This window comes from Actinomadura geliboluensis, assembly GCF_005889745.1.
Classification (GTDB): Bacteria; Actinomycetota; Actinomycetes; order Streptosporangiales; family Streptosporangiaceae; genus Spirillospora; species Spirillospora geliboluensis.
Map to the genome: position 1 here is coordinate 1 of NZ_VCKZ01000196.1, position 16,619 is coordinate 16,619.

At 71.6% G+C, this 16,619-nt stretch carries 17 protein-coding genes and 1 pseudogene; 14 read left to right on the forward strand and 4 right to left on the reverse strand.

Annotation, left to right across the window (positions count from 1 at the left end):
* The 7 genes and pseudogenes from ETD96_RS45005 to ETD96_RS24570 all read left to right on the forward strand — a co-directional run.
* Positions 1–441, forward strand: a pseudogene (locus ETD96_RS45005) (hypothetical protein); the annotation flags it as partial.
* 122 nt (positions 442–563) lie between these two features.
* Positions 564–953, forward strand: a complete 390-nt coding sequence (locus ETD96_RS24545; protein ID WP_420884780.1) for a TlpA family protein disulfide reductase — start codon at positions 564–566, stop codon at positions 951–953.
* Positions 950–1,135, forward strand: a complete 186-nt coding sequence (locus tag ETD96_RS24550; protein WP_138638836.1) for an Ms5788A family Cys-rich leader peptide — start codon at positions 950–952, stop codon at positions 1,133–1,135. Before ETD96_RS24545 ends, ETD96_RS24550 begins: the two co-directional genes overlap by 4 nt.
* A gap of 78 nt (positions 1,136–1,213) precedes the next feature.
* Positions 1,214–1,651, forward strand: a complete 438-nt coding sequence (locus tag ETD96_RS24555) for a DUF4395 domain-containing protein (protein ID WP_138638837.1) — start codon at positions 1,214–1,216, stop codon at positions 1,649–1,651.
* The gene (locus ETD96_RS24560) at positions 1,648–2,487 is read left to right on the forward strand and encodes a sulfurtransferase (protein ID WP_138638838.1); all 840 of its coding nucleotides are present in this window, start codon (positions 1,648–1,650) and stop codon (positions 2,485–2,487) included. The genes ETD96_RS24555 and ETD96_RS24560 overlap by 4 nt, the downstream gene beginning before the upstream one ends.
* Positions 2,488–2,518: 31 nt before the next feature.
* The gene (locus tag ETD96_RS24565) at positions 2,519–2,827 is read left to right on the forward strand and encodes a DUF1416 domain-containing protein (RefSeq protein WP_138638839.1); all 309 of its coding nucleotides are present in this window, start codon (positions 2,519–2,521) and stop codon (positions 2,825–2,827) included.
* A gap of 213 nt (positions 2,828–3,040) precedes the next feature.
* Complete coding sequence (locus ETD96_RS24570; protein WP_138638840.1) at positions 3,041–4,342, forward strand: hypothetical protein; 1,302 nt, start codon at positions 3,041–3,043, stop codon at positions 4,340–4,342.
* On the opposite strand, the gene ETD96_RS24575 is transcribed toward ETD96_RS24570, so the two are convergent.
* Genes ETD96_RS24575 through ETD96_RS24585 form a run of 3 tightly spaced genes read right to left on the reverse strand, consistent with a single transcriptional unit; the run spans position 4,230 to position 6,012 of the window.
* Positions 4,230–4,808, reverse strand: coding sequence for a hypothetical protein (locus ETD96_RS24575; RefSeq protein ID WP_138638841.1), 579 nt, complete (start codon positions 4,806–4,808; stop codon positions 4,230–4,232). The genes ETD96_RS24570 and ETD96_RS24575 overlap by 113 nt on opposite strands.
* A complete protein-coding gene (locus ETD96_RS24580; protein WP_138638842.1) occupies positions 4,805–5,401 on the reverse strand; it encodes a hypothetical protein in 597 nt (198 codons plus the stop codon). The genes ETD96_RS24575 and ETD96_RS24580 overlap by 4 nt, the downstream gene beginning before the upstream one ends.
* On the reverse strand, positions 5,398–6,012 hold the full coding sequence (locus ETD96_RS24585; RefSeq protein WP_138638843.1) for a hypothetical protein: 615 nt from the start codon (positions 6,010–6,012) through the stop codon (positions 5,398–5,400). The genes ETD96_RS24580 and ETD96_RS24585 overlap by 4 nt, the downstream gene beginning before the upstream one ends.
* Before the next feature lie 102 nt (positions 6,013–6,114).
* Here ETD96_RS24585 and ETD96_RS24590 point away from each other — a divergent pair, with 102 nt between their 5' ends.
* The gene (locus ETD96_RS24590) at positions 6,115–7,416 is read left to right on the forward strand and encodes a S8 family serine peptidase (RefSeq protein ID WP_138638844.1); all 1,302 of its coding nucleotides are present in this window, start codon (positions 6,115–6,117) and stop codon (positions 7,414–7,416) included.
* A gap of 101 nt (positions 7,417–7,517) precedes the next feature.
* On the opposite strand, the gene eccCa is transcribed toward ETD96_RS24590, so the two are convergent.
* Positions 7,518–11,492: a type VII secretion protein EccCa gene (gene eccCa / locus ETD96_RS24595; protein ID WP_138638845.1), complete on the reverse strand. Its 3,975-nt coding sequence runs from the start codon at positions 11,490–11,492 to the stop codon at positions 7,518–7,520.
* Positions 11,493–11,681: 189 nt separating this feature from the next.
* Between eccCa and eccD the strand changes: the two genes are divergently transcribed.
* The 6 genes from eccD to ETD96_RS24625 form a co-directional block, all read left to right on the forward strand.
* Positions 11,682–13,067: a type VII secretion integral membrane protein EccD gene (eccD, locus tag ETD96_RS24600; RefSeq protein WP_240808129.1), complete on the forward strand. Its 1,386-nt coding sequence runs from the start codon at positions 11,682–11,684 to the stop codon at positions 13,065–13,067.
* 7 nt (positions 13,068–13,074) lie between these two features.
* Complete coding sequence (gene eccB, locus ETD96_RS24605; protein ID WP_138638847.1) at positions 13,075–14,520, forward strand: type VII secretion protein EccB; 1,446 nt, start codon at positions 13,075–13,077, stop codon at positions 14,518–14,520.
* Between the two features lie 208 nt (positions 14,521–14,728).
* Positions 14,729–15,016, forward strand: a complete 288-nt coding sequence (locus ETD96_RS24610) for a WXG100 family type VII secretion target (RefSeq protein WP_138638848.1) — start codon at positions 14,729–14,731, stop codon at positions 15,014–15,016.
* A gap of 45 nt (positions 15,017–15,061) precedes the next feature.
* Complete coding sequence (locus tag ETD96_RS24615; RefSeq protein WP_240808131.1) at positions 15,062–15,358, forward strand: WXG100 family type VII secretion target; 297 nt, start codon at positions 15,062–15,064, stop codon at positions 15,356–15,358.
* A gap of 98 nt (positions 15,359–15,456) precedes the next feature.
* Positions 15,457–16,062: a hypothetical protein gene (locus ETD96_RS24620; RefSeq protein ID WP_138638849.1), complete on the forward strand. Its 606-nt coding sequence runs from the start codon at positions 15,457–15,459 to the stop codon at positions 16,060–16,062.
* A 23-nt stretch (positions 16,063–16,085) separates the two neighbouring features.
* The coding region (locus ETD96_RS24625) for a hypothetical protein (protein WP_138638850.1) at positions 16,086–16,619 on the forward strand (534 nt) is incomplete at its 3' end.

Genomic DNA, 16,619 nt, shown 5'->3' on the forward strand with positions numbered 1-16,619 from the left:
GGGTGGGCCCCGCTCGCCGCCGCCGCGTGCCTGCTGCTGGTCATCGGGGGCCTGTTCGGCGGGTTCGTCCTGCCGGTCGGCCGGGACGGCGGCGGCGCGGCGGCGCAGGAGTCGCCGTCCGCGACGGCCTCCCCGGCGGCGACCGCCGAGAAGATCAGCGCCGCGAACCCGAAGGGCGACGTCAAGGGCTACGTGGTGCTCCGCAAGAAGGCGTGGGGGACCGAGGTCGAACTCCATCTGGCCGGGGTGCCGAAGGGGTCGCACTGCCGGCTCCAGGTGATCGCGCGGGACGGCCGCCGCGACGCCCTCGGCAGCTGGTACGTCCCGTACGACGAGGGCTACGGTGAGTACCGCGGGTCGACGATGTTCCCGCGCGGCCAGCTGTTCTCGTTCGAGGTCGTCGGGCTGGACGGGCGGCCGATCCTCACCATCCCCACCTGAGCGCCCTGCCCGGCCGGGCCCGGTCCGGGGAAGAAACACGCGGTCCCGCGAGGTTGTGCATACCGATGACCGGAGCATTGATCGCCGCGGCGGTCCTGATCGCGGCCACGGCGTTCGGCCTCGTGCGGCGGCGCCGTGACGGCGTGCTGCGCGCGGGCCGGGACGCGACGCGCGCGCGGCGGGGGAAGGACGACGAGGTGGCGGAGACCGTCCGGCCCGAGGACCTGGGCGCCGAACTCGGCGCGAAGGCCACGCTGCTCCAGTTCTCCAGCGCGTTCTGCGCGCCGTGCCGTGCCACCCGCCGCGTCCTCGGCGAGGTCACCGGGATGGTGGACGGCGTCGCCCACGTCGAGCTGGACGCCGAGGCGCACCTCGATCTCGTCCGCCGGCTGAACATCGTGCGGACCCCGACCGTCCTCGTGCTGGACCCCGCCGGACGGGTCGTCCGGCGCGCCACCGGAGCGCCCCGCAAGCCCGACGTCATCGCGGCCCTCGGCGAGGTGATCCGGTGATCGGCAGCCCCGCGACCTGCGTCAAGACGACTGTCACCGTCTCGGAAGGCGAGACAGATGTGACAGCGCGTGGATTGCCGCTTAACATCGAGTCCGTGCGTTACTGGACAGAGCAGATGCTCACGAAGCGCCGCGCGGTCGACTTCTGCCGCGTGGCCGCCTCGCTCTGTCGTCCGGCCTGAGGCATCGAGCCCGTCCGCCCCCGAGCATTTCCGACTTCCCAGCTCGTACGCACGCTTCCGCTCCGCCAGGAGTCCCCGATGCAGGTTGATCCCCGTGGGCCGCGCTTCGGCGCGGCGGTCACGACCGTCGTCCTCACCGTGGTCCTGGTCACCGGGAGCGGGGCCCTGCTCGCCGCCCAGGCCGCCGTGTTCGCTCTCGCGACCTTCCTCGGCCTGCGGTACGCCCCGTACGGGCTGCTGTTCAGAGTGCTGATCCGTCCCCGGCTCGCGCCGCCCAGGGAACTGGAGGACGCCGCCGCGCCCCGCTTCGCGCAGGGTGTCGGGCTGGCGTTCGCCCTGGCCGGAACCGCCGGATACGCGACGGGGACCACCTGGCTCGGCATCGGTGCCACCGCCCTCGCGCTGGCGGCGGCGTTCCTGAACGCGGTGTTCGGGTTCTGCCTCGGCTGCGAGATGTACCTGCTCTTCCGACGTGTCACCGCGAAATTCCGCTCCGAGAGGAAGGTTCCCGCATGAGCCGCTCAGACGTCCTGGTGGACACCGACTGGGTTGAGTCCCACCTGGACGACCCCGGTCTGGTCCTCGTCGAGGTCGACGAGGACGTGTCCGCGTACGACAAGGGCCACATCCGTGGCGCCGTGAAGATCGACTGGAAGACCGAGCTGCAGGACCCGGTCCGCCGCGACTTCGTGGACAAGACCGGGTTCGAGCAGCTGCTGTCCGCCAAGGGCATCGCCAACGACGACCTGGTGATCCTGTACGGCGGCAACAACAACTGGTTCGCCGCCTACGCGTACTGGTACTTCAAGCTGTACGGCCACGACAAGGTGAAGCTGCTCGACGGCGGCCGCAAGAAGTGGGAGCTCGACTCCCGCGAGCTGGTCACCGACGTCCCGTCCCGTCCGGCCACCGACTACAAGGCCAAGGACCAGGACCTGTCCATCCGCGCCTTCCGCGACGAGGTCGTCGAGGCGATCGGCAAGCAGAACCTGGTGGACGTCCGGTCCCCCGACGAGTTCAGCGGCAAGCTGCTCGCCCCGGCGCACCTGCCGCAGGAGCAGTCGCAGCGGGCCGGCCACATCCCGACCGCGGCCAACATCCCGTGGTCGAAGGCGGCCAACGACGACGGCACGTTCAAGTCCGACGAGGAGCTCCGCGAGCTGTACACGGCGGCCGGCGTCGACCTGAGCAAGGACACCATCGCCTACTGCCGGATCGGCGAGCGCTCCTCGCACACCTGGTTCGCGCTGCGCGAGCTGCTCGGCATCGAGAACGTGAAGAACTACGACGGTTCCTGGACCGAGTACGGCTCGCTGATCGGCGTGCCGATCGAGCTCGGCGCCGGCAAGTAAGTCCGCTGACCTTCCGAGGACTGGAGGAGCAATGACCCAGGGCTGCGCAGCGCCCGAGCAGACGGCGCACCTGCCTGCGACCGTCGACCTGACCAACGAGGCCGTGATCCAGGGCACCGTCACCCGCGGCGGCGTCCCGGTGTCCAGCGCCTACGCCCGCCTGCTCGACTCGTCCGGCGAGTTCACCGCCGAGGTGGTCACGGGCGACGAGGGCGTGTTCCGGTTCTTCGCCGCCGACGGCGACTGGACCGTCCGCGTCCTCGCGGCCGGCGGCGTGAGCATCGACAGCACCGTCACCGCGAAGACCGGCGAGGTCGCCGGCCTCGAGGTCGCCATCTGACCCGGCCCACCGGCTGACCGCCGCGCCGGCCCGTCCGGCGCGGCGGCGGCCCGGACCTTCGGACCCCGTCGTCCCGCCCCACCCGGGACGACGGGGTCCGTCGTGTTCCGGGGGCTTCCTCACCCTCGTTCCCGGGTCGTCCGCCTTCGCCGTACTGCACGTGCCCGGTGTCCTAGACCGGCGTTTCGCGTGGATCCTCTACGATCGGGCGCCATGGCCTGGCCGTCCGCCCGTTCGCCGCTGATCCTCCCGTGGGCCGCACTGAAGCTCGCGGGGCGGTTCGCCCTGCCGCTGGCCCTGTGGTTCACCGTGGGGGAGCTGCTGCGCTACGGCGCGATGTACGGCGGCTACCGGCTCGGCGCGATGAAGGGCACGGCCGCGTCCGTCGCGCCGATCGTCACCATCGGGCTGCTCGTGGTGATCACGCTGACGGTCACGGTGCTGATGGTGCACAGCGTCCGCGAGGGCCTGGACGTGGTGCACGCCCGCGAGGCGGACGGCGACCTCACGCCGTGGGCGGTCGGCAACGAGGAGCCGGTGATCGGCGCGATCGGCCGCGCCGCGCTCCCGTTCGTCATCTTCTACCTGGCGTGGGGGCTGCAGAGCGAGGACGCCCGCGAGTTCGCGTCGGCGGCGGCGAGCCGCGGGTTCGCCGAGGGCGGTCTCGAAGGGCAGATCGAGGCCGCCGGGATGCTGCTGTCGCTGGAGAAGCACATCGGCCTCGCGATCGGCCTCACCGCGGGCCTGTTCGTGCTGAAGGTGCTGGCGGAGTGGCGGCTGGAGGAGCGGCTGCCCCGCGCCATCGGCGCGCTCGTCGCCTTCCTGGAGATCAACTTCGCGCTGTTCGGCATCTTCACGATCGACCACCTGCGCGGCCTCGGCACCGACTGGCTCACCGGACGCGAGGTGTGGGGCTGGGTGACCGGCGTCGCCGGCCCGGCCTTCGACGTGTGGCCGCCGTTCAAGGACGCCGTGCTCGGCGCCCTGATCTGGCTGGTGATCGCCGGGGTGATCCTCGGCCTGGACGCGGGCGACGAGCGGGTCGTGCTCGGCGGCGGCCGGGCCGGGCGACGGCTCGCGCGGGCGGGCGCGATCGACCGGGTCAACAGCCCCCGGGAGCTGCTCACCCGCGGGTTCCGGGAGATGTGGCTGCCCGCCTGGTACGGGCTCCGCCTGGTCCGCCGGTCCGGGATGATGCCGTTCGCCACGTTCTGCCTGCTGTTCGCCGGGCTCTACGTGGGGGAGGACGCGTCCCGGCGGCTCGTCTACGAGCTGATCGGCCCGCACGAGGTCACCTGGTGGATGCAGTGGCTGCCCGCCATCGGCTACGGGACGGGGCTCGTCTTCGAGGTCCTGCGCGTGTGCCTGCTGGCGGCGGCGTTCAACCTGGTGATGGCGCGGGTCAGCGCGAGAAACGCAGCGAAGCCAGTGGCGTCCCCTGCTTCCGCGTCTCCTTCGGTGCCTGGATACGCAGCTCCAGCTCGTCCGCCTTGGCACGGGGCACCGTCCCCCTGACGGTGACGCGCATCGCGACGCCCGCCTTCGGTTCGGCCGTCCGGAGCGCGTTCGCGAACCATACGCGGCCGTCGCCGTCGTGGAAGCGGTATTGCAGGCCGTAGGAGCCGACGGCCTTGGCGCTGGCGTCGTCAGCGGGCCGGACGGCCAACTCCATCCGCAGCTCCACCACGTCGCCGCCGCCCTGGTCGCCGAGCGGCGCGGCCGTCCGCCGGTCGAAGACCTTCCACTGCGCCCCGACCAGTTCGCCGATCTGGCCCTCGGGGAGCGTCGTCACCTTCTCCGGCGGCTTCAGCGAGTCGCGGACCAGGCCGGTCTCGTCCGCCCAGGGGATGACGAGCATCGCCGCCATCGCGCACACGAGCGCGACCGCCTGCACGACGCGCCGGTCGCGCGGCCGCATCCCGGACCGTCCGGACAGGTCGGGCAGCGGGATCCCGTCCGGACGGGTCTCGGAGGCCGTCACGGCGTCCGCACCTTGTACCGCTCGGCCGCCTCGGCGACGAGCCGGGCCGCCTTCTCCTCGCCGAGCCCGAGGTCGATGTCGGCGGCCGAGGACAGCTGCGGCAGCAGCCCGCCGGTGCCGACCACCAGATGCGCGCCTTCCACCCGCTCCTTCGGCAGCTCGAACACGACCTTGGTGGACGTCCAGATCATCGGCTGGTACGTCGGCTGGTCGACCGAGACGTCCGACGGGCGCGGATCCTGCCGGAACGTGTAGCCGCCCGGCGTCTCCAGCTCCGCCGTCCTGAGCTGCAGCGGCTCGCGCGCCGCCGTCGCGCTGAGCCGGACGATCAGGTAGACGCCGTCCGTCCCGACCGGGGGCTTGCCGCCCAGCGTCAGGCTCGGCTCCAGCGACCGCGCCGCGTCCACGCCGTCGACCCGCACGGTGAAGTCGCGGGTCTCGACCTCCTCGCCGACGGTCCCGCCGGTCCGGATCGGGTCGAGCTCCGCCGCCCGCACCTCCGGCCGGACGGAGTGCAGCCACATCGCGCCCGCGAGCAGGGCCGTCCCGCCGATCGCGGCGCCGCCCCGCAGCAGCACCCGCCGCGCGGTCATGAGGCGCCCACCGCGAGCGTGAGGCGGCCGGCGAACTCGTCGCTCCGCTGGTCGACGATCCAGTTGAAGCTCGTGTCGGTGAACCCGTGCTCGTACTTCCACTCGCGCAGGCCGACGGTCAGCTTCTTCGGCGCGTCGGCCGGGCCCATCTCCCACATCGCGGACGCCTCCACCGGCAGCCCCGGCTGGGCCGTGCCGGTCCCCGCGCCGCCCGCGACGCCCTCGATCCGCTCGGGCTTGACCCACTTGCCGGCCTTGGTGAGCGCGACGACGCCGTCCGTCAGGCCGCCGGTGCCGAGCGACTCGGTCTCCTTGCCCTTGTTGAGCACCCGCATCCGCATGATGAGGAAGCGCTTCTTGTCGCTGCCGAACGTGTTGGCCAGCCCGATCCGCACATCGCGGACGGTCACCTCGAACAGCCCGAGGTCGAGCCGCTCCCCGGCCTTCTTGGCCGGCTGCTCCGGCTTCTCCGCGAACCCGCCCGCGGCCCACACCCCCGCGGCCAGGACGGCGACCAGCGCCAGCGTGCACACGGGCACGATCCACCGCCGCGCGGGCGCGCTCCGCGTCTCACCCGCGGGGGGCGGAAAGACCGGTGCGGTGGAATTCACCCGCACGACGATAATGCACCGGGATGTGGTCGCGCGGGCGTGATGCTCCGCCCCGCGATCCCTTAGAGTCTTGGGGTCCGCACACGTCAGGAGAGACGAGGCATGCGCGAAGGGCGAATCGCGGCGGGCGCCGCGAGTCTGGCCTTGACGTCCGTTCTGGCGTTCGCGCCGGCGGCGGCCGCGGCCCCGGGCGCGGCCCCGGCGGACCGGCCCCTGGCGGCTCCGACGACCAAGAGCCCGGCGACCAAGAAGCCGTCGAAGAAGCCGTCGGCACCGGCGAGGGCGCCCCGCGCTCCCGCGCCGAAGTGCAACCGGCCGATCGGGCAGCCCGCGTCGGCGATCACCGTCGAGCCGTGGGCGCAGCGCCGGCTCGACTTCGAGCAGGCGTGGCGGATCACCCGCGGGCAGGGCGTCACCGTCGCCGTCGTCGACAGCGGCGTCAACGCCCGCCACCCGCAGCTCCGGGGCAAGGTGGTCGGCGCCTACGACGCGTCCGGCACCACGCCGGACGACTGCCTCGGGCACGGCACCGAGGTCGCCGGCATCATCGCCGGGGCCGACATGCGCGCCAAGAACGTCCCCTTCGTCGGGGTGGCCCCGCAGGTCAAGCTGCTGAACGCCAAGTTCGCCTCCGGCGAGAACACGGTGGACAACACGCTGCTGGCGAAGGCCATCACCTGGGCCGCCGAGCACGGCGCCAAGGTGATCAACGTGTCGTCCGCGGCACCGGACACGCCCGCGCTGCGCGCGGCGGTCCGGGGGGCGCAGCGCCGCGACGCGCTGATCGTCGCCGCCGCCGGGAACGTCACCGAGCAGCAGCGCGGCAAGGAGACCGCCGCCTACCCCGCGAGCTACAAGGGCGTCCTGTCGGTCGCCGCCGTGGACGAGGCGGGCACCATCACCGGGTTCTCCAACATCAAGTCCCGCATCGACGTGTCGGCGCCGGGCGAGAACGTCATCTCGACCCTCGGCGACGGCTACGCCGGGGGCCTGCAGGGCACGAGTTTCGGCGCCCCCTACGCCGCCGGCGTCGCGGCGCTGGTGCGCGCCCGCCATCCGAAGCTGACCTACCAGCAGGTCATCAACCGGATCCTGATCACCGCGGAGGGCGGCAACGGGCAGGGCAGCGGGCACGGCATGATCAGCCCGCTGCAGGCGGTGTCGGCGCTCGTCGACCCGACCGCCACGCCGGGCGCGGCAGGTCCGCGGCCGCTGGGCGGCGCCGTCCACTTCCCCAAGCCGGAGCCCGTCGACCACCGGAGCCGCGGCATCGCGCTGGCCGTCGGCGGCGGCGCCGTCGCGACCGCGCTGGCCGTCGCGTTCGCCGGGGCGATCATCCCGCTCGGCCGCCGGCGCGGCTGGCGCCCGGGACGCGCCGCCCTCCCCGCCGAGGACCGCGACTGACCCCGACGCCGCCGCTAAGGCGAGCGGGACGCGCACCGAAAGCACCTGGAAAACGAAAGAGCCCCGGGCCGGCCGGCCCGGGGCTCTTTCGTTTGGAACGCCTACCTCTCCTGGCCGTAGAAGGCCGTCTGCACGAGGCGCTTGCCGGCGCGCCGGTCGGCGTGCGTGCCCCGGCCCTGCGGCAGCGGGCTCGGCCGCACGTCGAACAGATTGCCCTCGTCCTTGTTGCCGGACATGATCAGCGCCGGGCTGGCCATGTCCTTCAGCCGCTGCAGGATCGGGTCGAACATGGCGCGGCCCGCCCCGCCCATGGTGCGGGAGATGATCAGGTGCATGCCGATGTCGCGGGCCTGCGGCAGCAGCTCGGCGAGCTGCGCGAGCGGGTTCCCGGACGGGGTGGCGACCAGGTCGTAGTCGTCCACCACCAGGAACAGCTCCGACCCGCTCCACCAGGACCGGTTGCGCAGCTGCTCCGGCGTCAGGTCGGACGGCGGGAGCCGGTTCACCAGGGCACCGTGCACGTCCTTCATCAGCCCCGCCGCGGCCGTCGAGGACGCCGCGAAGCCGATGACGTGCTCGCTCTCCGCCGAGTCGAGCAGCGCCCGGCGGTAGTCGAGCATGATGATCCGCGCCTCCGCGGTCGTGTACCGCTCCTTGATCGACTCGACGATGAGCCGCAGCAGGTTGGACTTGCCGCACTCGTTGTCGCCCAGCACGACGAAGTGCGGGTCGTTGTCGAAGTCCAGCAGGACGGGCGACAGCGTGTCCTCGTCGATGCCGATCGGGACCCGCTTGCCGGTTTCGGCCACCGCCGGCAGCGAGGCGTGCGGCAGCACGTCCGGCAGCATCCGGACGGGCGGCGCGGGCGGCCGGCCCTGCCAGCCCGCCTGCACCGTCCGCACCAGGTGCCGGACGCCGTCGCCGAGGTCGCCCGCCGAGGCGGTGCCGTCGATGCGCGGCAGCGCGCCGAGGAAGTGCAGCCCCTCGCGGGTGATGCCGCGGCCGGGCCGCCCCTCGGGGACGTTCGCGGCGATCTTGCGGTCCATCTCCGACTCGTACGGGTCGCCGAGCTTCAGCTCCAGCTTCGTCGTCAGCAGGTCGCGGATCGTCAGCCGGAACTCCGACCACTTGTTCGTCGAGGCCACGACGTGGATGCCGTAGCCGAGGCCGCGCGCGGCGAGGTCGGTGACGGTCGCCTCGACCGCCTCGAACTCCTGCCGGACCGTCAGCCAGTTGTCGACGACGAGGAACACGTCCCCGAAGCCGTCCCCGGCGATCTGGCCCGCGGCCCGCATCTGCCGGTAGGTGGCGATCGAGTCGATGCCGCGCTCGGTGAAGAACCGCTCCCGCGACTCCAGCAGCCCCGACACCTCCGCGACCGTGCGGCGGACGCGGTCGGGGTCCAGCCGGCTCGCGACGCCGCCGACGTGCGGCAGGTCGGCCAGCGCCGCGAGCGCGCCGCCGCCGAAGTCGAGGCAGTAGAACTGGACCTCCTGCGGCGTGTGCATGAGGGCCAGCGAGGTGATGAGGGTCCGCAGCAGGGTCGACTTGCCGGCCTGCGGGTTGCCCGCCACGCCGATGTGCCCGGCCGCGCCGGACAGGTCCAGCCACATCGGGTCGCGGCGCTGGTCGAACGGCTTGTCGACGATGCCCGCGAACGCGTGCAGCCGGCCCCGCCCGTCCCAGCCGGCCGTGCTGAAGCCGAACTCGGGCGTCTGCTGCAGGTTCGGCAGGACCTGGTCGAGCGTGGACGGCTCCGCCAGCGGCGGCAGCCAGATCTCGTGCGGCGGCGGGCCGTGCCCGGCGAGCTGCTTCACGACGAGGTCGAACAGGCTGATCTGCGGGCCGTCTTCCTCCTGCGGGCGCTGCTGCCGCGCCTGCTCCAGCATCTGCGGCCGCACGTACGCCGGGGTGAACGGCACGATCTGCGCGGCCTGGCGCGGCCCCTGCTGCGACTGCGGCGCCTGGTTGTCCTCCGGCCGGTAGGTGCCGGAGACGTAGGCGGCGCGGAACCGCGTCATCGTCTCCGTGCCGATCTTCAGGTAGCCGTTGCCGGGCGCCTGCGGCAGCTCGTAGGCGTCGGGCACGCCGAGGACCACCCGCGACTCCGCCGCGGAGAACGTCCGCAGGCCGATCCGGTACGACAGGTGGGTGTCGAGGCCGCGCAGCTTGCCCTCCTCCAGCCGCTGCGACGCGAGCAGCAGGTGGACGCCCAGCGAGCGCCCGAGCCGCCCGATCATCACGAACAGCTCGGCGAAGTCGGGCTTGGCCGACAGCAGCTCGGAGAACTCGTCCAGCACGACGAACAGGGTCGGCATCGGCTTGAGCGGCGCGCCCTGCTCGCGGGCCTTCTCGTAGTCGCGCAGCGAGGCGTAGTTGCCGGCGGCGCGCAGCCACTCCTGGCGCCGCACCATCTCGCCGTGCAGCGCGTCGTACATGCGGTCGACGAGCGGGAGCTCGTCCTCCAGGTTCGTGATGATCGCCGAGACGTGCTGGAGGCCGTCCATGCCGAGGAACGTCGCGCCGCCCTTGAAGTCGACGAGGACGAAGTTCAGCACCTCGGACGAGTGCGTCATCGCGAGGCCGAGCACGAGCGTGCGCAGCAGCTCCGACTTACCGGAACCGGTCGCGCCGATGCACAGGCCGTGCGGGCCGTACCCGCCCTGCGCGGCCTCCTTGATGTCCAGCTCGATCGGGCGCCCCTCGGCGTCCATGCCGATCGGCACCCGCAGCCGGTTGCGCGGCGCGCGCGGCTGCCAGGCCTGGCGCGGGTCGATCCGCGCCGGGTCGGGGACGCCGAGCAGCGTCGTCAGCGTCGTCGCGGCCGACAGCGCGTCCATCTCCGGGCCGCTGGCGGCGCTCGCCCGCAGCGGCGCGAGCTGCCGGGCCAGGCCGTCGGCCTGGACGTAGCTGAACGCGTCGGGCCGGCCCAGCATGCTCGGGACGTCCTTGCCGGTGCGGTCGCGGCGCAGCATCGCCATCTTGTCGGGCGCGACCCGCAGCCGCAGCATCGTGCCGTCGGTGGTCGGGGCGACGGCGCCGCTGAGGTCGATGACGCAGACGCCCTCGATGCCGTCCGAGCCGATCTGCGAGTCGGGGGTGACGGCGCCGCCGTCCACGATGACGACGTGGTAGGGCAGGTCGCTCTGCTGCAGGCCGGGGGTGAACCGGGGCCGGTCCTTCACCTCGGCGCCGAACATCCGCTCCAGCTCGACGAGGCTGCCCGCCATCAGCCGGACGGGCCCCGCCGCGTCCGTCACCGTCGGGTGCATCGCGTGCGGCAGCCACTTGACGAAGTCCCAGTGCGGCATCGCCTCGGCCGACGCGCACACGCTGACCCGCATGTCGTCGGGCGAGTGGAAGGAGGTGAGCTGCGCGATCATCGCGCGGACCATGCCGCGGGCCGCCTCCGGGTCGCCCATCGGCAGGATCCGCGCGAACGACGGCAGCGACACCGAGACCGGCAGGTTCGGCACCGTCGAGTGCGCCCGGACGAAGCGGCGCAGCGCGCCCGCCGTCATCGGCTCCAGGTCCTCCACCGGGCGCGTCTCCGGCGGGATCAGCTGGACGGCGAGCTTCTGCGGGCCGGCGCCGATCCGCACGTTGCCGAAGTCGGGGTCGCTCGGGCGGCGCTCCCAGATCCGGGCGCTCATCACCAGCGACCACAGCGAGTCGGGGGCCGGGCTGTTCCACTCCAGCGACTCGCGCTGCTGCTCGGCGGCGCGGCGCACCTTGCGGCGGGCCTGCGACAGGTACCGGAAGTAGTCGCGGCGCGCACCGTTCAGCTTGAACTTGCGCTCACCGGAGCCGCGGCCGAGCTGGCCGAGCATCATGCCGCCCATCGCCAGCGCCATGCCGCCGCTGCTGATCATCATGATCGGGCTGCGGGTGCCGCCGCCGAGGAACATCAGCCCCATCATCAGGGGCATCACGGCCATCGGCAGGTACGTGAGCACGTTCTGCAGGCCGCCGCTCTGCAGTTCCGGGATCTCCGGCGGCGATTCGAGCAGCAGTTCGCCCTTGGGGGCTGGCGGGGGTTTGCGGCGCTCCTTGCGCCGCACGAGGATCGTGCTCACCTCGGCGTTCCTCCGGAGCTTCGACGCCGGGGCGGCCGGTGCGGGGAGACGGCCGGCCCGTTTGGGGGATACTTGTCAAACTTTGAGGTTGCTTTAGCGTAGGCGGACGTCACATCCTAAGCTGCGCGTTGCTCGGATCCGCCCCCTGAGCTGATTTGGAGGACGGGAGCTCCCGTGAACTCGCCTGCCATGACCGAACTGTGCAGGGTCACCATCGTCGCCCCCAAACGGCGCATCGATGTCTCCCTGCCCGCCGACGTGCCCCTCGCCCACATGCTCCCCACGCTGCTGCGCGCGGCCGGCGAGGACATGGCGGACGCCGGTCTCGCCCACTCCGGCTGGGTGCTGCAGCGCCTCGACGGCAACCCGTTCGACGCCGCGCAGACGACGAGCGCCCTCGGCATCCGGGACGGGGAGATCCTGTACTTCCGGCCGCGGATGGCGCAGCTCCCGGAGATGTCCTTCGACGACGTCGCCGACGTCATCGCGTCCGGGATCCGCGAGCGCACCGACCGGTGGCGCCCCACCACGACCCGCTCGTTCGGCCTCGGAGCGGGCGGGATCGCGCTGCTCGTCGGCGCGGTCGTGATCGCGCTGTCCGGGCCACCGTGGATCGTCCCGGCGGTCGCCGCGGGCATCGTCGCGCTCGTCGCGCTCATCATGGCGACGGTGCTGTCGCGGGCGGTCGCCGACTCGGGCGCGGGCGTGATCATCGGCTACACGGCCCTCCCGTACGCGTTCCTCGCCGGGCTGGCCGCGCCCGCCCGCAAAGACCTGGAACTGCTCGACCTCGGCGCACCGCACCTGCTGGCGGGGTTCGGGCTGACCGCGCTCGCCGCGATCATCGCCGCGTTCGCCATCGCGGACGGGCTGCCGGTCTTCCTCGGCATCGCGTTCGCCGCGCTGATGGGCGTGATCGGCTCCGCCGTCGGGTTCTTCTTCGACGACCTCCCGGCCGCGGGGATCGCCGCCATCTGCGCGGTCGTCATGATGATGTTCATCGCGGCGGTCCCGTCGCTGTCGTTCAAGCTGGCGCGGATGCCGCTGCCGCCCGTCCCGGGCAGCGCCGAGGACCTGCGCCGCGACACCGAGACGGTGAACGGCCGCGAGGTGCTCGCGCGGACCGCGGCCGCCGACCGGTTCTCCACCGGCCTCATCGCCTCGATCGCGCTCGTCGCGGCCGGGGCGATGCTCTTCCTGAGCGGCGAGGGCGGCTGGGCCGGACCGGCGACGGCGACCGCGATGTCGGTGTCGCTGCTGCTGCGCGCCCGGATCTTCCGCGGCGTCGGGCAGCGCTCCTGGATGCTCGTGATCGGGCTGTTCGGCCTGGTGCTGACGACGATCGGGATGGCGCTGCACGGCAGCCAGGTCGTCGCGCTCGCCGTGGCGCTCGTCCCGCTGCTGGTGCTCACCGGCATCGTCGTCGCGGTGACGTTGTGGCTGCCGGGCCACCGCCCCACCCCGGTCTGGGGACGGTGGGGCGACATCCTCGACATGCTCGTGATGATCGCGCTGATCCCGCTCGCGCTCGCGGTGCTGGACGTCTACTCCCGCGTCCGCGGGCTGGCCGGGTGACGCGCTGATGCAGAACCGGCGGGATCTCTACCAGGCGCACCGCCTGATGACGCAGCGCGTCGGGCTGGCCCTGCTGCAGGGCGAACCGGACGTGGCCGAGTCGCCGATGCGGCGGCTGTCGGTGGGCGCCTTCGCCGGCGTGATGGTCGGACTGCTGATCATCGCCGTGTTCGGCATCTGGGGGATCCTGTCCCCGGGCGGGGCCAAAGGCCTCGACAAGGCCGGCCAGCTCATCATCGAGAAGGAGACCGGCACCAAGTACATCTACAACGCCCAGAACGGGAAGATGTTCCCGGTCGCGAACTACGCGTCCGCGCTGCTGGCCCTCGACTCCGACAGCACGCCGGAGCGGCGCACCGTCTCGCGCAAGTCGCTGGCGAAGTTCGAGCGCGGCGCGATGATCGGCATCGTCGGCGCGCCCGACTCGCTGCCCGGCAAGGACCAGCTCATCCGCGGGCCCTGGTCGGTGTGCACGCGCGAGGCGGCCGGGGCGAACGGGGTGCGGCGGCAGATCAGCGCGCTCGCCGCGGGCCGGAAGGTGGGCGGACGCCGGCTCGCCGACACCGAGGCCGTCGTCGTGCAGAGCGGCGGCGTCCCGTGGGTGGTCTGGAAGGACCACCGGATGCAGATGACGATCCCGGGGGACCAGGTGACCGCGCTGACCGGCGGCCCCGCCGCCGTGGAGGTCTCGGCGACCTGGCTGAACGCGATCCCCGCGGCGGGCAACTTCGCGGCGCCGAACGTCCCCGGCCGGGGCAAGTCGGTCGCGGGCCCGCGGAACGGGTCGGCGCGCGTCGGCCAGGTGTTCAAGGCCGAGACCGGGGCCGGCGGGCAGGCGCTGTGGTACGTGATGCTGGCCGACGGGCTCTCGCAGATCAACGAGACGCAGGCGCAGCTGCTGCTGCGCGACGTGCGGACCACCGCCGCCTACCCCGGCGAGCAGGCCGTGCCGCTGCCGACGGACGTCCCGTCCGCGCAGGCGATCGCCTCCGGGACGCGGCTGCTGGACAACAACCTGCCGCCGACGCTGCCGAAGTTCGTCTCCTGGGACGCCGGGACGCCGCTGTGCTCGGTGTTCCCGATCGGCTCGTCGACGGCGCAGCTGACGATGGGCGGGTCGCTGCCGGTGCCGGCCGCGGGCGCGCTCGGCGCCGGCACCTCGGGCTCGTCCGGGACGATCGACCAGATGGTGCTGCCGCCCGGCGGGGCGGCGCTGATGAGCCTGGTGCCCGCCGGCGACGACAGCACCTCCACGGCGGGCTCCGGCTCGCTGTCCCTCGTCAACGACCAGGGCGTCCGGTTCGCGCTGCCGTCCGCGGACATCGCCAAGAAGCTCGGCTACGAGGCCAAGCAGGCCGCGCCGGTGCCGTCCAGCGTCATCCACCTGATCCCGCAGGGCCCCGCCCTCGACCCCAAGCTCGCTCGGCAGCCCGTCTCGGCGTCGAAGGCATAATGTAATGTAGATCACATGAACCGCTAGATCATCAGTTGCGTCGACATAGGTGGGCGTAAGGCTTATGATCGCTGACATTTCGTGTCATTGGGATTGCTCCCAGACCGGCCGGGGTTACGGTCCGTCTTCACTCTCCCGATGACGCAACCAGAAATCGGAAAACGGAGGTGACACTGTGGGGAACACATCCGCAGCCGACAGAGCGGCAATGCAGCAGGCCGCCACGCGCATCGAGGACTCCGCGGGCATCGTCAAGGGCCTGCAGAGCCAGCTCGACGGACACAAGTCGCAGCTGATGGCCGGCTGGGCCGGTAACGCCGCGGTGTCCTTCGACCGGGTCTTCACCGAGTTCCAGACCGAGATGGGCAAGGTGCGGACGGCCCTCGAGGGCATGCACCAGAAGCTCGTCCAGACCAAGATCACGTACGAGAGCACGGAGCAGGAGCAGCAGGACGCGGTCAACAAGATCAACCAGCTGCTCAACGGCGCCACCTGATCGGCCACCGCCTCCGCCATCCCTCCGACCGTAAGGACTCCGATCGTGAGCGACAGCTACACCAAGGCCAATTTCGGCGCGATGCAGCAGGCTCAGGCCGACTTCACGCTGGCCTACCGCGCCCTCGTCGACGAGCTCGACGACCTTGAGAAGAACCTCGAGCAGAACCTTGCCCAGTGGGAGGGCGGCGCCCAGTCCGCCTACTGGGACGCCAAGCGCCAGTGGGACGCCGCCGCGGCCCACATCGGCCAGGTCCTGAACCAGCTCGGCGTCGTCATCGGCGACGCGCACAGCAACTACAGCGGGGCCGAGCGGGCCAACCAGAACATCTGGGCGGGCTGACGCAGGGTCAGCAAGGTCCGTCTACGTCGTGCGGGTCCGGGGAGGACTCGCACGACGCAGATGTGCCGGGGATGATGTGATCCGCCGGAGGGTCAGCGATGAGTGATTACTATCTGACAGACGCGGAACTCGCGAAGGTCGTGCACGACCGCTACGTGGGCGCCGCGGGCCGGGACGAGAGCGGGGAGATTCCGGAGTACCAGACCGTCACGGGAATGACCCGCGACGAATGGAACAACCTCTCGGAATCGCGGCAGCGCGAACTGTACTTCGATTACAGCGCGGGTGCCGACGCCGGCAAGTGGAACGACCCGAGCAATGCGCTTCCCCGGGGCACGCAGCCTGAACGCGGGGAATGGAAGGCCAAGGCCGAAGACGGCTACGAGGTCGATCCGGCGGAGCTCCGGAGCCTCGCCGGCGATATGAAGTACAAGCTGGACATCTGGAAGCGCAAGCTCAACAAGGTCGGCGCCACGTCGATCACCCAGGCCGACCTCGGCAACATTCAGGGCTCCGAGCAATTCGTCAATGTGGCGACTGCGAGCAAGACCGGTTTCCAGGAGTACATCGGCGCCATCGAGACCGCTTATCTGGGTGTGATCGAGAACCTGAAGCGGACGGCGGACCAGTACGAGAACGCCCACGGCAACACCAAGAAGAACGTGGACGGCGTCAATCCGACCGGTGATCCCAACCTCAGCTGATCGTCGGCCCGAAAGGAGGATCGATGGGGGACAACACCGAGCACTACCCGATCCGCGACGGGATGGCCTTCGGCTCCCACAACGCGGATGGCATGAGCCATGAGGACGTCAAGAACAAGCTGAAGGCCCTGAATCCCGGCAAGGTCGGCGAAGCCTCGACCGCTTACAAGGACGCGGCGGACGTCCTGGCCGAGATGACCGACGAGCTGACCAACAACTTCGCCAAGAAGATCATCAAGCACTGGAAGGGCGACTCCGCCCAGAAGGCGCTCGACCAGCTCGGCAAGGTCTACAACACGGCGGGCAAGCTGTCGGACGACAGCCACAACAACGCCACGCTCTACGCCTGGTACAAGCACGACATTCTCGACTGGTATAAAACCCAGGGCGACACGATGACCGACGGTTGGGTCCACACCGGCGGTGACGACGACAACGCCCGCAAGCTGATGAACAACTTCATCGGCCGGATGAAAGAGGCGTTCGAGGGCCACCCCCTCAAGATCAGCAAGGACCTGCCGGACCAGCGCGGTGGCGTGACCGACACCCCGCCGCCC